Genomic DNA, 16554 nt, shown 5'->3' with positions numbered 1-16554 from the left:
AGGATAGTTAGAAAAAACTAATGGATCAACTCTTAACCTTGAATCAAGCATATTCCAGAAGAGTGTTTCAAAAAAAGTCAGAGGATCTAGAAAATAGGTTTCCCTATTTTTAAGACCTTCTGACTTTTTTCTTAAAATTGAATCCATTGGCTCAATTTCAGATAACTAAATGTCTCTAAAGATGTTTGAGTACCTTTAGTGACTAATTTTCATTACCATTTACTCATTCGATTTCAACGCATCGATCATGTTGATATGCTTCAACTTGAAATGAGTGACGATCATCACGATCACCGTGAATAAGATCGTGAGAATAGCCGATAAAGCGTAAGCCTTCCAAGTGATAACTAATGGGAAAATAACCGTCTCCATAGATGCTTGCTGCAAGATAAAATCTGTTAGCACATAACCGATTCCAAATCCTCCTAAAATCCCTAATAATGTGAAAATGATATTTTCTCGGACGATATACATAGTGACCTCTTTATCAAAAAAGCCCAATACTTTAATCGTCGATAATTCTCGGACACGTTCTGAAATATTGATATTCGTCAAATTATACAAGACGATAAATGCCAGTAATCCCGATAACACAACAAAGATAAGGACTACAGCATCTAAATTTGAAATAGATTCTTCTTGATTAGAAATCTGTGTAGAGATGAAAGAAGTATTTGTTACCGAACCAGTTTTCAATAGCTCCTCCGAAAGTGTTGACTCTTCTTCTTTTGTCATATACTTAGTTTTTACTAAATATGCATTTACGCTAATTTTCTGCTCCGCAATTTTTTGGTAATAAGTTGGACTAATATAAACAAAATTACCTAAATAGTTTTGCAAAATAGTTTCAACTTCCCCAGTTAATTGTTGTTGATCGTCGTCGTATAATAAAATCTTATCGCCTACTGTTAAATCAAACAATTCAGCGGCTTTCTGAGTGATTGCTATCCCAGAATCAGGTAGTTCCAAGGATTGCCCTTCTATTGAAGTAAAGTGAATGAACTGTCCTAATTCTTGCGGTTTTTCTGGGATCATCATAGTCAGACTTTGAGAAGCCTGCCCTTTTTTGCGGAGTTCTACTGTTTGAGTCTCCACTGGTAAGTAATCGGTTATTTTAGACTGATTTGCCAAAACTTTTTCTATTTTATCCTTTGTTGTTTGATCTCCTTGGTTAAGGGATACAATCGCTTGGTAGTCAATGATTGGTCCAAATTGTTTTTTTGAAACTGAACTAAGCGAATCTTTTAGTCCTACCCCAGCGACCATCAAACCAGCGCACCCAGCAATCCCGATAATCGCCATAAACATCCGTGATTTATAACGGAACAAGTTGCGGTAACTGATTTTTTGATTAAAACTCAAGCGAGACCAAAGGGGTGTGATATATTCTAGCAGGATTCTTTTACCAGGCTTTGGTGCCTTTGGCTGTAATAATGCTGCTGGACGTTCTCGTAAATCATTGAATAAGACTAACATGGCTGCACCAAATGCTGCAATGAAAAAAGCACCTGCTGCTTGAATGATCGGTGACCAATCATAAAAAATCACTGCATCCCCAATATCGTAACGTTCATTGGATAGTTCATAAATGATCCTTGGCAGTAAATTTGTTCCTAATATTGTACCTAAAACAATACCAATACCAGAAGCAAGCGAGGCATAAATCGCATATTTTTTAGCGATTTCTAATTTCCCATACCCTAGCGCTTTGAGTGTCCCAATTTCTCTACGATTTTCTTCTACCATGCGAGTCATTGTCGTAAAAGTAATCAATGCAGCAATAAAGAAAAAGAAGACTGGAAATACATTGGCGATAGCAGCTATTCGTTCCGCTAGATCTCCAAATTCTTGAAAGCCAACATTTTCTGATCGTTCTTGGAAAAGATAGGTCGGTTTTTCTAAGCTTTGAAGTTGTTTTTCGCTCTTGGAAATTTTATTTTCCGCCTCAACTAGCGCTTGTTCTTGTTCTGTTAACTGATTTTCTTGTTCCGTTAGTTGGGTTTCTTGTGCTGTAAGAGCAGACATCGCTGCTATTCGTTGGGCTTCAGGTAATTGTAAAAGAGCTGTTTTTTGTTGGTCAATTTGTGTCCTTGCTTCTTCTAAACGACTTTTGGCTGATGTTAATTGTGCTTTTCCCTCGATGATTTCCTGTTTTGCTGGTTTTAATGCTTCTTGACCTTCTTCTTGTAGTTGATCGAGTCGCTGTTGCGGACGATCTTTAAAATCTTTCTCAACAGTCGCTCTATTTTCCTCCATCTGTTCTTGATAGTCGGAATGGTAAGTGTTCATTCCATCTACATTAGAAAAATCCAGATACAAGACTGTTTGAAGATCGGATTTAAAATTTTCCTCTGGTAAATAAACAAAATAGTCAATACTACCATTGCCAATGTTTGCATAACCACGCTCCAAATTATTGATAAATAGCGGGGAACGAACAAAGCCGGTAATCTTGTAATGAGTTTCTTTTAGCTCATCTGAATTGATCGTATAAGTATCACCGATTCGATAACCTTCATTTTTCGCTTTTTCATCTAATACGATGTCACTTTCAGATTTTGGCAATACTCCTTCAACCACAGTTAGTTGATTTTGACGCGCAACTGGATCATATGAAAAAACTTGTATGACCTCATTTTTATCTGCATTTGAATAATAGAGTTGTTTGCCTGTCTCAACCTTAGCATGTGGTATTTTTTGCGCAATATCCACATCTTCTGTTGTCAGTCCGCCAGTTGAAACCACTTGTAAATCTGAAAGATGGCCCTTGGTGACATATTGATCCATTGTCTCTTGCATGACTGGACCAGCTGTTTTTACGCCAACATATAATAAGGTCCCTAATAAGATGATTAATATGATCGCAATGAAGCGGCCTTTGGATTGACGAATCTCACGAAAGCCTGCCTTTAAGTATGTTTTATTTTTCATTGCTACCTCCTACCATACAAGTTCATCGATGGATGAAGGATGCTCATTCAATTCAACCGATCGGACTTTAGCATCGTTGATATGGATGACACGATCTGCAATAGGCGCCAATGCTGAATTATGTGTAATGATCAATACGGTATTGCCATGTACACGACTCGCATTTTGCAATAATTTCAATACTTGTTTCCCTGTTTCAAAATCTAATGCTCCTGTTGGTTCATCACATAATAACAACTTAGGATTTTTAGCAAGCGCTCTTGCAATAGATACTCTTTGTTGTTCCCCACCAGACAACTGTGAAGGGAAATTATTCAAACGGTGTGCTAAGCCAACTTGAGTCAACACTTCCACTGGATCTAAAGCATCTGGCGAAACTTCAGTGGCTAATTCGACATTTTCTTTCGCAGTCAGATTAGGAACTAAATTATAAAACTGAAAGACAAAGCCGACATCCGTTCGTCGATAGGCAGTTAATTGTTTATCGTTAAATGTGGCAATATCTGTTTGATCAATAATAATCTGCCCTTCATCTGGCGTATCCATTCCACCTAAGATATTAAGGACTGTAGATTTTCCTGCACCACTTGGTCCAAGAATAATTACTAATTCCCCTTTTTCGATTGTAAAAGAAATATCGTCATTCGCTGTAATTGTCGTTTCGCCCATTTGATAACGTTTGTATTCGTTTTTTACTTCTACATAGCTCATCTATTTCCCACCTTACGATATTTCTTAGTTTGATCTGTATGATTCATAAGTTCTATTTTACCATTGAATCGTTTTAGACTAAAGCGCTTGTGATCCAGTGCTATACAATGACGAGTCCACGAAATATTCATTTTATACAAGCAGAAATATGAACCAATAAAGGATAATTCCAGACATAAATATTAGTAGACATTGTCTATAAAAGAGCGTCAATCAATTTACTTCCTTGGGTTTTCATGGGAAAATAAAGGCAAGAATGAAATAGGAGTATATCTATGGGAAAGAAAAAAATCACGATTAAAGACGTTGCAAAACATTCAGGCGTTTCGATTGCAACCGTCTCACTCATTTTGAATGGTAATGAGGAGAAATTCAATCCATCAACTGTTCAAAAAGTACTGGCGGCTAAAGAAGAACTTGGGTATCAACCTGATTACTTTGCACGCCAGATGGTCACAAAGAAAACAAAAACGATTGGCGTTCTTGTACCGGACATCACTAATCCTTTTTTTAATACATTGATGCGTGGAATTGAGGACTGTTTATACCAACAACAATTCGTTACTATTTTATGCAATGCGAATTTCAATCACCAAAAAGAAATCGACTATTTGTCTGAGCTAGCCCATCGAGGAGTGGATGGATTTATTATTGCGACTTCTGCTGTCTCGACTAAAACTATTCATGAAAATTTGAAAAAACAAGGAAAACCTTTTATCGTCCTAGACCAAAAAAAAGCCAGTGGATATAGTGATGCCGTCTTGACAGATGATTATCATGGGGGTTATTTAGCAGGAAGTCATTTGCTGAATTTAGGTCATAAAGAAATTGCACTGATCTATCCAGAAAATCCTCCGCAAAATGTTCAGACACGAATGGACGGTTTTAAAGCAGCTTTAGATACTCAACAGATCTCTCATGATCACATTCATTTCTTTCCAACTCATTTTTCAAAACAAGGAGGATACATGATCGTTCCTGCATTACTTGAATCAAAATCAACTGCTGTCTTTGCTTTAAATGACGAATTAGCATTTGGTGTCTATCGAGGATTAGAAGAAAACGGGAAACTGATTCCTCAAGACTATAGTATCATCGGTTATGACAATATCGATATGTGCGAATATATGAAACCTAAGTTAACTACGATTGCTCAACCAATCTTTGAACTTGGTCAGGCTTGTGCAAAATTATTATTACAACGCATCAAGACACCAGATAAACAATGGGAAGAACAACTTCTACCAGTGAAATTAACAGAGCGCGCTTCAACTATGCCTCTACGTTGATAATGTTTCAGACAACCTCTTCATATTATTTATACGTTAAAATTTGCTTGTAGCCTTTTGAACCAGTTGCTCAGTTACCATAAAAAATATATTGTTAGATTTTTTACACACGTTATTTAATAAAACTTTTGAAGATTTTGTTGAACTTTGTTAAACTAAAATTAGTATGCATATTTCAACAATTTTCACCCCCCAAAAATGAAACATCATACGTTATTAATAATGAATGTAATGCTAAATGATTGCTCAATGCTTTTGTCCAAATGTCTTATTGATTGTTCATGGTCAAATAAATCCGATCCATTTTTATTTGTAAGCATAGCTTCGCTGACATGACCTAGTAGCTTTTATAGTTGCTAAGTGGAAAAAGAAAAAAGGAGTATTTCATTATGAAAAAAGCAAAAGCAATCCGCTTATTCGCAGCATCCTGGTTGATTGCACCCACAATTTTATCAACACAGTCTGTTTTTGCTACAACAAAAGCAACTCAGACATCTGAAAGTTCAATTGTTTCTGAAACCCCTTCATCAACAACGAGTTCAAGTGAGCCTACTTCGTCATCCGATTCATCCACTTCGGGCTCTTCTGCTCCAACAGAGGAATCAAATGAAGATACGACGACACGGACGCTCACCATTCATCCAGCACTACGTGGCAAGATCCAGTTACACATTGTGGATGAAACCATCCATCTTCAGACAAAAGAATTTTTAGAAAAAGAACCATTAAAAATTTCAAAAGACGGAAAAGTAGAAGAGCTCAAGGAAGGAACCAAGATAGCTTATACCATCACACCTTCAGCCAATGAGAAATTGATTTCTGTTGAGATCAATGGCGCTCAAGAGGTAGATTATCCCAAGCAAACATTCACTGTTGGGGTTGCTGATTTATCCATGACAGCCGTCTTTGAACCTATGACAAAACCTTCTGTACCGTCTGAACCTGAAGAAGAAACATCAGATTCTTCTGAGCCTTCAACACCAGACACAGAAAAACCAACAAAGCCGGATACCGGAAATAGTGGAAGCCCTGGAACGAATGAGTCAGGTAATTCTTCCAACCAATCAAAACCGCCAGGTTCGACTGGTAGCAGTAATCCAAATAATAACTCTCAAGGATCTTCATCAAGTTCAAATAATCAACATTCAACACCAAATAAAGCAAACAATACAAATCGACCAAATTCAACAAACAACCATTCAAACAAGATTGAAAATCCAAGGGCAGATTCTTCTAAGTTTGTCGTAAAAACACCAATTGAAGCAGATTTGCCAGTCAATACTACAAGTATGCAACGTGCGCTTGTCAAAGAAGCCTATAAATACCTTGGCCGTCCCTACGTTTGGGGTGCAAAAGGACCTTCTACCTTTGATTGTTCTGGATTATCTTATTATGTCTATATGAAAGCAGCAGGACATTATATCGGTGGTTGGACTGGCGAACAACAATATGCAGGTACACAAATCCCTGTGAGTCAAGCACAACCTGGAGATCTTCTTTTCTGGGGACCAGCTTCTGGTGTCACTCACCACGTGGGGATTTATATTGGGAATGGAAAGTTTATCCATGCTCCTCAACCTGGAGATCATGTTCGTATCACTTCTCTTACCAACTATCAGCCGGATTTTGCAGTTCGGGTAGATCTCGATGGTTTACCTATTGCAACTGATTCATTGAAGAATTCATCTATTTTAGATAACCTAAACGATTCATTCCATTTTTCGCAGAATCAGACAACCGATCAATTTTTAAAGAAAGTCGCTGATGATGCGCAAAAGATCGGTCAAAAAGAAGGTATTTATGCTTCTGTCATGATGGCACAAGCTATTTTAGAAAGTGGCTCAGGAAACAGCTTGCTTTCTAGAGAACCAAACTACAATCTTTTTGGAATCAAAGGTACTTATACAGGGAGAAGTATCTCTTTCAATACTTTGGAACAAACATTAAGTGGACAAAGCTACCAGATACGTGCCGCTTTCCGTAAATATCCATCCTATAAAGAAAGTTTGGAAGACTATGCTGAATTGATCAAAAAAGGGTTAGCCTATAATAAAGATTTTTACAAACCAACTTGGAAGTCTGAAACGAAGAACTACAAAGAGGCAACCAAATATCTAGAAGGTCGGTATGCGACAGATCGACAATATTCTAAAAAATTAAATGCCATCATCGAAGCTTATGATCTGACACAATACGATGAACCAAGGAAAGAAAAGAAATTGCAGACAAAAATGACAAAACAATCACTGTCGTTTAAAGTTCCGGTAAACTGGAAAAAGAATGATGTTTCTTTCAACCGTTTTGATTTTTCAAGTTTAACGAAAAGCAACTCCACATCGTTTTATATCTCAGAATTAAAATTCGCTTCTATTTGGGATTTATGGACCTATTTTTCTGCCGGAGAAATTCCACAGACGCTCTCGGTAACTGTAAAACCAACGAATCAGCCACTAGTCAGTACGTTAACGATCGATCGTGTCTTCTGGTTGGATCAATATCTAAATAAGCGCTAAAAGCAACTGGTTTCTCTATAAGTAAAGAAACTAAATATCCATAACTAAAAAAACAATAAGAAAATGCCAATCAAACGTCTCTTACGACATTTTGATTGGCGTTTCCTTTGTAATTTACCCTGAGACTGTTTCAATCCAGCTTCTTCTTCTCATTCACTTCATTGAATGGTCTCTAATCTTTTTTGTTCAATACGATACTTGTATATAACCATGTGGTTAACACATAATAGATAAAATATAAAACAAAGAAAATCAAGAATGGAATCCACAAATCATGGTATGGATCAGTCATCAAGACTTTGAACATTTGTAGCCCAAATAATACATGGATAGCTCCTAGAATACCTGGGGCTAAGAATAAAATACCGATTTCCCGACGAATCGATTGTTTTAAGATCGTTTGTCGCGCACCAATTTTTCCCAACATATCATAACGAATAATATCACTTTTACTTCCTGAAAGGATTTTGAACATCAAACAGCTAGCCAACATCGTCAAAAAGGCGATTCCTAAAAAGAAGCCCATGAATTCAAATCCTGAAAATACACTGTTTATGATTTGATACGAATTGTATTTTTGAGAAAAATCCAGTTCATCATTGTTCAACGAATCATTGTTTGCTTTATTTTCAGTGACTAACTCGCCAATTGGTTCCAAACTATCAGTAAAGTTCTTGACTTGGATCAACTGTAAGGAGGTTTGTGGAAGATCTAATTTTTCAAATTCTTCTTGTGGTAATAATTTGATCACTTTCCCTCTTTGTTCAGGTAGTTCATAGTTACGCAATTCATCTTGATATTCAAGTTGAGCAGCTAATTCTTCTGCAGTTACTTGTTTACTTTTCACTTTTTTCTCAGTAGCAGTCATTTGCTCCGTCACGATGAAAGGATTTGTTTCGAAGTCACTATAATTATAATAAATTGTTTGTTCATCTACTTTTTGATTGTAGACAGCATTCACCACTGGATTGAGTTTCTTTACTTTTTCTTGATCCACCATCTGTGAATTATTCAATACTAAATCATACCTGGAAACCGCATTGGTCAACTCTGAGATTTGATTTCTAAATCCTAATCCTACTGTTAAAGCGCCTAACGCTAAAGCAAATAGCATCGCAACCATGGAGAGCATTTGCGTATAATCACGAATTCGGAAACTTAATTGAGATAGCGTAAAATTATTCAATTTTTTTAGAGAGATTTTTTCACTTTTCTTTAATAGAGAAATGAAAAAAATAATGACAGAATGGAAAATAAAATAAGTTCCAAGGACGATCGTAATTAAGGCGACTACGATTGACAATATTTGATACTTCTCGATATTTGCCATCATATAGTAACCTAGACCGATACATACAATCCCCAAAACGACTTCCAGAAAAAATAAAAACTTGTGCTGCTTCATTTTTGCTGGTGTTTGGTCAGCACGAATCAGTGTTAATATTGGTTTCTTCACGATAGAAAATGCATTCACGAATGCCGCAAGCAAGAATAAAATCACAAAAAACAATAATGTAATCAACAACCCATGCAGATTGAATGGTGTAAAATGTGAGATTTTGATATCCAATTGAGCCACTAATAGTTGATGGACAATCTTTGTCAACCCTATCCCTAGAGCAGAACCAACAAATGTAGCTACGATTCCTACAATCAACGTTTCCGAGAAAATCATTTGAGCGATTTTCCTACCTTTTGCCCCTAACATCATAAACATCGCATAATCTTTTTGCCGCATGGTCATCAAAAATGAATTAGCATAAAGAATATATACAAAGGTGATGATTCCTAACAGAACGGTCCCAAATCTAAAAATCATAACTGTAGCAGCTAATGTTGAATTGTGTTTCAAAAATTCACTATTGCTTGCCATAGATTCAAACATATAAAAAATGGCTGACGCCATCACTAATCCTGAAAATAAAACCACGTAATCTCTTAAACGGCTTTTGATTCCAGTAAGCGATAATTTCCAAAGCATCTAAATCCCCCCTTACTGTTCCAGATTTCCTAGAATGGTCAATATTTCCCGATAAAAAGCTTCACGACTTTGTCCATTCCGTTTGACTCCTTGATGGATCACCCCATCTTTAATAAATAAGATTCGCTGACAATAGCTTGCTGAAAAGGCATCATGAGTGACTAATAGAATGGACACATGATCTTTTGTATTCAACTCTTCCATTGTATCTAACAAATCTTTGGCACTTTTTGAATCTAATGCTCCGGTCGGCTCATCTCCTAATAAAATGGTGGGTTGAGTCACTAATGCTCGTGCAGCTGCTACCCGTTGCTTTTGTCCACCTGAAATTTTAGCTGGATAACTATCTAAAATATGAGTGATCGATAAACGTTCCGCAATCTGGTGCACTTTTTGCTTAATTATTTTAGGCTTTACCCCTTGTAAGGAAAGTGGGACAGCAATGTTTTCTTGGGCAGTTAAATTTTCCAAAAGGTTGAAATCTTGGAAGATAAACCCGATTTCTTTTGCGCGAAAATCAGCTAATTGATTTCCTTTTAACTTTGTTACATCTTCTTGATTGATCTGAATCGTTCCACTTGTTGGTTTGTCTAATGTCGATAAAATATTCAACAATGTCGATTTTCCTGAACCAGATGCACCCATAATACCAATAAATTCACCTTTTTCCACACTGAAACTAATCCCATTCAATGCTTGGGTTTGTTTTTCATTACTTTTCCCATATATTTTTGTTACTTGATTGATTTCAACAATTTTATCCATGATTGATCGTTCCTTTACTTAATTTTTTTTGGGCCGGTTGTGGGATTTCTTTTTCCTTTACTTCTTCATAAGAAGTGACCCCTTTATTTTTATTCCAAATAACTTTCAAATAGGCATTTTTTCTCAATGGTCGATCTTGAAATCCATTAAAATCTATTTGTTTCTCATTGCCTTTTTCATCATAACCAGGCAAATCGTATCGATAGTTAATGATTTCTTGTCCGTTATCAGCTTTGTCGATTTGCTTTTCACCGTCTGTCGTGATCTGAATATAGTAAGGGTCGCCTCCCATGATCTTGTATTCAGCAAATCGATAACCACCAAAGGCAATAATCAAAAAAGCTCCCAATCCCAATAGTAGTTTTTTCATCTTCGTTCCTTCTTTCTTACTCTGATAAAGCCATTATAAAGAAGAAAAACAACAACTGCCTTGTATTCAACTATCAAGTTTCTTTCAATATTGTCATTCGACCTAACAACAAGCAAATAAACCAGTGAATATCCTCTTCATGTATTCTTTTACGTCTCTTTATTAAGTAGAAAAACAAAAAAACACCTATTCCTATATGTTAGGAATAGATGTAAAAAACGCTTTGAGCCAAAAAATAAGATAAAAACCATAAATACATCTGATACACCTTTTTATCTCAGTATCAAAAAACAACTTCTTGAATAACATTTATGAAGTTTATCAAATAGCTACGGACCTGAGCAACAAACAAAAAAATGCAGCTGACTTCCCCGATTTCCCCATCGAGTCTGTCATACTTCTTTTCATTTTATTTTTCTTTCACACTACCTGTGTTGATGATTGGTTGTGTTCCTTTATCGGTAATGATTGACACAAGTAAGTTATTGATCAACTGCACTTTTCGGTCATCCGTAAATGTGATCTCTTGACCGGCTTCGATTTGCTCCAATGCCATTTGCGTCATAGTCACCGCACCTTCGACAATCGTTTGTCTTGCAGAAAGAATCGCTTTTGCTTGTTGACGTTGCAACATGGCACTAGCAATCTCGGTGGCATAAGCTAAATGATTCAGTCTTGTTTCGATGACTTCCACTCCAGCCACTGATAACCGATCTTCTAATTCTTTGGCTAGTTCATCTGAAATAGCTGTAGTATTTCCTCTCAAAGTTAGATCTTCATCGTTAAAGGTGTCATATGGATATTGACTCGCAATATGCCTGATAGCTGTTTCACTTTGAATTTCTACAAAGTCTTGGTAATAGGCAACATCAAAGAGTGCTTTTGCAGTATCCACTACTTTAAAAACTACAACTGCCGAGATTTCGATAGGATTTCCATCTAAATCATTGACCTTTAAAACAGAACTATTGAAATTTCGTACTTTTAACGAGAGATTGATTTTTTGAGACAAAGGAACCGTCATGAACATACCACTTTCTCGTATTGTTCCTATATACTGTCCAAAAAATAAAATGACTTTTGCTTGATTTGGGCTAACAATTGTAATACCACTTGTCAGTAAAATAACTATCATCCATAACAAGATACCTACTACAGAAAGCCCAACCATAAATCTAGACATCCCTAAATAGAAACTATACGCTCCTATTGCCGTTAATATGACTAAGGCGATCACACCTAAATACCCATTCACATAAAAAGCTTTTTTTTCTTTCATTTCATAGGCTCCTAGTTTTTATTTTTCGATACCAATTTTCACTCGATTGTTTTTTTACGAATCCTAGCTAGCGCTCCCTCTAATTCCAATTCCTTATCTTCCGTGATATACCAGCCATTTAGATGCACACCACCGATAGCTTGCGGCAAATATTCCAGACGTGTACGCACCCATTGTTTCGTTTCTGTAAAATAATCTTCCACTAAAATCTCTAAATCCATGCCCGCAGATAGGACAATATTTTCACGAACTGACTTGAACACAAACCGTTCTTTTTCTTCGTCATATTTCAAGATCCCTGTATCTAGAATCGGCAAAGCATAATAATCCAACTCTTTTTTTACCTTTAACAAATGGCTGAATATTTCATTATACACTTGTTCTAATTGACGACCTTCTGAATTCGTTGGATATTCAATTTTTACTCTTTCTTTTTCTGGATCGTAATAACTCTGGCTAAGATCCGTAAGAAAAGTATGTAGTTTCCCCAGTTCATTTTTTAATGCTTCTCGTTTTTCTTCCTCTATTTTCATCCATTTTCTCCCCTATTTCCCCGCATGTGTATTTCTTTCCCACTCTTTTCATTTTACTATATTATGAAAGGTTAGGCGATCAAATTTGACGAGGAGAAGGAAAAAAGCGACTGAGAAAATGAGACCCAGTCGCTCAAAAAACGAATATACATGACACCAGAAGGAAATAATTTAGCAGTAAACCAAAGAAAAAAATTTATTCTAATCCTTCATTATTGCTTCCAAATGATCACTTACCTCAAATATCTTATAAACACTTGGGATACTCACTTTTACTCAACTTCTTCATAATCGTATTCGTTATATTCATCGTTCAACTCATACTCTTCTTCTGTCCCTAAGTAAACGGAACTATTTTGTCCTGTGATCTTGATATTCTTGTTTCCTTGGCTAAAAGAGGTACTTGCTGTTTCTCCGTCATTTTTGTTGATGTAAGAATCTCCGTCTAACTGAATATCTAAACCGATCTTTTCCATATCTTGAAGGGTTAGATGACTATTATTTAGAGCAATTGTAGCTTTTGTTTCATTTTGATCATCGAAATAAATGTTGCTGTCACTTGCTGTAATCGCCAATTGCTCAATCGTTAGTTCATTTAAATTGATATTACCTAACTTATCGTCAGCCTTTAATTGTTCACTCTTCACATCATTGAATGAAATCGAACCACCGTAAGTATTTGTAGTGATTTTTTTACTTGTAAATTCTTCTAAGTTGATGAAACTATTCTTTCCTTCGACTGTCAGCTCAGCTAACTCTAGATCTTGAGGGATCGTGATTGTCAGTCCTGATTCAGGACTATTGAAGTCTACCATTGCAGCAGGAGCCTGCCCATTCGTTGTAACGGTCAATGTTTGATTTTCTACTATAATTTTGGGCTTTTTTGTTTTATCATACGAAGTTTCTACTGAAAAGTTGAGACCACGTTTGATCGTAACGGATTGATTATCCGCTTGAACAATGATCTTATTGACCTTTTCCTCAGAAGAGATCTTCTTCGTTTCTTGAACCATTTCAATAATGCGAGGTCCATTTTCCCACGTAAGACTGGTTTGTGCCCCTAACGCATAACTCACACCAGCTAATAGCCCTCCAACGATCATCAATCCTAAGCCGATTCCTAATATATATTTTAATTTCATGTTTACACCCCGCTATTTGTCGTATGGATGGATCGTTTCGTAATAAAGCGTCTTCCTACCCATTTGACAAAATTCATCATGATCTGAAATAGCCACTTTGTACCCTTTAATAACAATGGGGAGAAAAATACCGCACTTCCAGTAGCTAATAATCCAAGTCCAACAAAAAATAATCCACTAGTAAGAGACTGATTCAAAACGGCAATTCCAGAAATCATTGAAAATAGTCCCGCACCTAAAATACTGATGCAAACAACATAAATACTGATGATCACTGCCACTAGTGCCACAAGAATTCCTATGATCACTGCTATAAATGCTAAAGCTAAAGGAATCAATAAAGGAGTCGCAAATAAACCTAAAACAATCATCCAAATCAAGCGAATTTGTCGTCTTGGATTTGGTCGATCGTCTATTTTCCCAGAATCATCTTGTTCTGAAAAATAGTTGATTTTCAACTTCAAAGCAAATTGTTTGGGTGTTCCATATTCTTCGACAACCTGATCTACAGTTTTATCAGCATCCAAAAAATATTCTTCGTAATATTGGATAATGTCAAAACGATCATCTTCAGGAATTTCTCGAAGCTCGTCGTTTAATTCATTCAAGTATTCATTCATGGGTATTATCCTCCAGTAATCGATTTAAGGAGTCTCGAAAGACGATCCATTCATCAATGATTTCTTCTAATTGTCGACGTCCTTCTTGAGTCAAACGGTAATAGCGGCGATTTCTTCCTTCAAATGGTTCATCATATGTGTCTAAAAAGCCTTCTTTTTTTAATCTTCGCAACACTGGATACATGGTCGATTCACTGACAGATAAACTTTCCTGTACAATTTTTGTCAATGCGTAACCATACATATCTTCTCTGCTCAAAGCCGCTAGAACTGTACCATCAAGTAAAACAGTCGGAACTTGGATATGCATTACTTCACCTTCTTTTGTATAGTGCAATATTTTTAATTCAGTAATATTATATCATATATAATATTACTTGCAATAAAAAAGTATGAATAATGATTGACTTCTTTCTATAAAGATAAATAAGCAAAAGCACTACATAAACGCAAAAGAAATAAGGCGAAGAACCTGAAAATAGAAAAACTATTTCCGCTTTCTCCACCTTATTCTCTAAAAGAAGTCATCTTAACTCTTGATCAACCCTATTTCAAAGCGTCCAAGATCACAACGTTTCTATTCCGATTCCAATTTTTCCAACTGGATAATCACTGTTGTTCCCACTGCTTTGATACTGTTATAGTTGATCTTTCCATTGTGTAGTTCCACTATCTTTTTGACAAGGGATAAGCCTAAGCCATTTCCTACAAATTGACGACTCGTCTCTCCTTGATAAAACTTTTCAAATAATCGTTTTTGAGTCTCTTTATCCATCCCAATACCCGAATCTGTGACTTCCAAAAAAACATGTGTGTGATTTTGGGTAAGGCGAACATCAATTGTTCCATAAGATTGGTTGTACTTTATTGCATTATCCATAATATTCAACCAGACTTGATATAAAAATTCCTCATTACCAAAATAGTTGATGGTATCAAGCTCAATCGTTAACTGAAGGTGTTCTTGTTCCCATTTTGGTTGCAAAAATACGATGACTTCACGAATCTGCTCATCTAAGCGAAACCATTTTTTCTCTAACTGGATACGCTGATTTTCCAACTTGTTTAGTTTGAGTGTATTTTCTGTCAAATGTGAAAGCTGAGTGATACTTTCAATGATTCGTTGCAAAAAAATTTGCCTTTCTTCTTCCGAGATATTCGGTGTTTGTAACAACTGGACGTACCCTTGTATCGTTGCAAGCGGTGTTTTAAATTCATGAGAGACATTTGAAACAAAATCATTTCTCAACGTTTCGATACTACTGAGTTCTTGTACCATCACATTAAAATCTTTATAGAGTTGTTGGACTTCTTCTACTTTTTGCTGTTCATCCATCCGAATCGAAAAATCCCCAGTAGCCACTTTACTCATATTCCTCCGTAAGTCACTGATAGGCTGTAAGATACGTCGCCCGACGAAAATCGAGATCCCCGTACCTACGATCATGCTAAATCCGGCAAATACTACTAATGGATACAAGGTGTGCTGTTCAGAAGGTGGCACTGCTTGGTGTGACAATAAAAATATAAAACCTAAGAAACAAAGCAAGGTGACTAGTATTGAGATAAAAACGATACTAGCAAAGTAGATCCATAACTGTGAAAAAATTTTCTTTCGCATTTATATCACCGCCTTATAGCCTAGTCCTCGAACCGTCATGATTTGAAAATCATCATTTTCAGCAAAACGAGATCTCAAACGTTTGATATGTACATCAATCGTACGCTCCTCTGTATTCGTATCCAATCCCCAGATATCATCCATCAATTGTTGCCGAGTAAAAATCTTATTGGGATATGAAAGTAATTTATACAAAAGCTGAAACTCTTTTTGCGGGAGCAACACCCCTTGACCATTTTCAATCACTTCATACGTTTCTTGATTCAAACAAGTAGTACCAATGACGAGCTGATGACTATGATTGATTTTTGCTCGTCTAAGTAGCGCTTCGACTCGCAAGACCATTTCATTGACATCCACTGGTTTTGTCATGTAATCATCAGTTCCTAGTTGAAATCCTTTCTTTTTATCTTCAAAATCTGCCCTCGCAGTGATGATCAACACAGGAATGTCGATTCCACTATTTCTAAGAGTCCCTAACAATTCATAGCCATCCATCAAAGGCATCATCAAATCAGTAATCATCAAGTCAACATTGATTGTTTCTAATTTCTTCAAAGCTTCTTTTCCATTGGTCACGGTAACGATCGAAAAACCCGCACGTTCTAAGATGGATTGATACAGTAACTTCAAGTGATCGTCATCTTCTACTACTAATATTCGATTCATATTTCCTACTCCTAAACAATCTCTGTTTTTTTAGTTGTTCATATTCCTGTCTCTTATACACATCTAGATGTGTATAAGAAATATCCACAATGATTTTCATGTAATTTTCATATTTTCTCTAATTTCTTGC

The 16554-nt window shown here is 36.2% G+C and carries 14 protein-coding genes; 2 read left to right on the top strand and 12 right to left on the bottom strand.

Translation table 11 applies throughout. The annotated features are described in order from the left end of the window. Window positions 1-219 precede the first annotated feature (219 nt). Window positions 220-2931 carry an ABC transporter permease gene (locus A5844_RS07070; protein WP_086284498.1) on the bottom strand — a complete coding sequence of 904 codons (2712 nt, stop codon included), beginning with the start codon at window positions 2929-2931 and terminating at the stop codon, window positions 220-222. A gap of 9 nt (window positions 2932-2940) precedes the next feature. After that, complete coding sequence (locus tag A5844_RS07065; protein ID WP_086284497.1) at window positions 2941-3642, bottom strand: ABC transporter ATP-binding protein; 702 nt, start codon at window positions 3640-3642, stop codon at window positions 2941-2943. Between the two features lie 275 nt (window positions 3643-3917). Here A5844_RS07065 and rbsR point away from each other — a divergent pair, with 275 nt between their 5' ends. Continuing rightward, window positions 3918-4931 carry a ribose utilization transcriptional repressor RbsR gene (gene rbsR, locus A5844_RS07060; protein WP_086284496.1) on the top strand — a complete coding sequence of 338 codons (1014 nt, stop codon included), beginning with the start codon at window positions 3918-3920 and terminating at the stop codon, window positions 4929-4931. 389 nt (window positions 4932-5320) lie between these two features. After that, window positions 5321-7444: a glucosaminidase domain-containing protein gene (locus A5844_RS07055; RefSeq protein WP_086284495.1), complete on the top strand. Its 2124-nt coding sequence runs from the start codon at window positions 5321-5323 to the stop codon at window positions 7442-7444. A gap of 172 nt (window positions 7445-7616) precedes the next feature. On the opposite strand, the gene A5844_RS07050 is transcribed toward A5844_RS07055, so the two are convergent. The 10 genes from A5844_RS07050 to A5844_RS07005 all read right to left on the bottom strand — a co-directional run bounded on the left by A5844_RS07050 (window position 7617) and on the right by A5844_RS07005 (window position 16424). After that, a complete protein-coding gene (locus A5844_RS07050; RefSeq protein WP_086284494.1) occupies window positions 7617-9425 on the bottom strand; it encodes an FtsX-like permease family protein in 1809 nt (602 codons plus the stop codon). A 12-nt stretch (window positions 9426-9437) separates the two neighbouring features. Continuing rightward, window positions 9438-10190, bottom strand: coding sequence for an ABC transporter ATP-binding protein (locus A5844_RS07045; protein WP_086284493.1), 753 nt, complete (start codon window positions 10188-10190; stop codon window positions 9438-9440). After that, window positions 10183-10560 carry a YxeA family protein gene (locus A5844_RS07040; protein WP_086284492.1) on the bottom strand — a complete coding sequence of 126 codons (378 nt, stop codon included), beginning with the start codon at window positions 10558-10560 and terminating at the stop codon, window positions 10183-10185. Before A5844_RS07040 ends, A5844_RS07045 begins: the two co-directional genes overlap by 8 nt. Window positions 10561-10969: 409 nt before the next feature. Next, window positions 10970-11839 carry an SPFH domain-containing protein gene (locus tag A5844_RS07035; protein WP_086284491.1) on the bottom strand — a complete coding sequence of 290 codons (870 nt, stop codon included), beginning with the start codon at window positions 11837-11839 and terminating at the stop codon, window positions 10970-10972. 38 nt (window positions 11840-11877) lie between these two features. Then, complete coding sequence (locus A5844_RS07030) at window positions 11878-12372, bottom strand: DUF5348 domain-containing protein (RefSeq protein ID WP_086284490.1); 495 nt, start codon at window positions 12370-12372, stop codon at window positions 11878-11880. A gap of 272 nt (window positions 12373-12644) precedes the next feature. Beyond that, window positions 12645-13514, bottom strand: coding sequence for a DUF4097 family beta strand repeat-containing protein (locus A5844_RS07025; protein WP_086284489.1), 870 nt, complete (start codon window positions 13512-13514; stop codon window positions 12645-12647). A gap of 2 nt (window positions 13515-13516) precedes the next feature. Beyond that, window positions 13517-14134, bottom strand: a complete 618-nt coding sequence (locus tag A5844_RS07020; protein ID WP_086284488.1) for a DUF1700 domain-containing protein — start codon at window positions 14132-14134, stop codon at window positions 13517-13519. After that, window positions 14127-14444, bottom strand: a complete 318-nt coding sequence (locus A5844_RS07015; RefSeq protein ID WP_086284487.1) for a PadR family transcriptional regulator — start codon at window positions 14442-14444, stop codon at window positions 14127-14129. The genes A5844_RS07020 and A5844_RS07015 overlap by 8 nt, the downstream gene beginning before the upstream one ends. A gap of 267 nt (window positions 14445-14711) precedes the next feature. After that, window positions 14712-15755, bottom strand: a complete 1044-nt coding sequence (locus A5844_RS07010) for a HAMP domain-containing sensor histidine kinase (RefSeq protein WP_086284486.1) — start codon at window positions 15753-15755, stop codon at window positions 14712-14714. Further along, window positions 15756-16424, bottom strand: a complete 669-nt coding sequence (locus tag A5844_RS07005) for a response regulator transcription factor (RefSeq protein ID WP_086284485.1) — start codon at window positions 16422-16424, stop codon at window positions 15756-15758. It abuts the gene before it with no gap. Window positions 16425-16554: the final 130 nt, after the last annotated feature.

The organism is Candidatus Enterococcus wittei, from assembly GCF_002140175.1.
GTDB classification, from domain to species: domain Bacteria; phylum Bacillota; class Bacilli; order Lactobacillales; family Enterococcaceae; genus Enterococcus_B; species Enterococcus_B wittei.
This window is presented reverse-complemented; position numbering and strand designations above follow the sequence as displayed.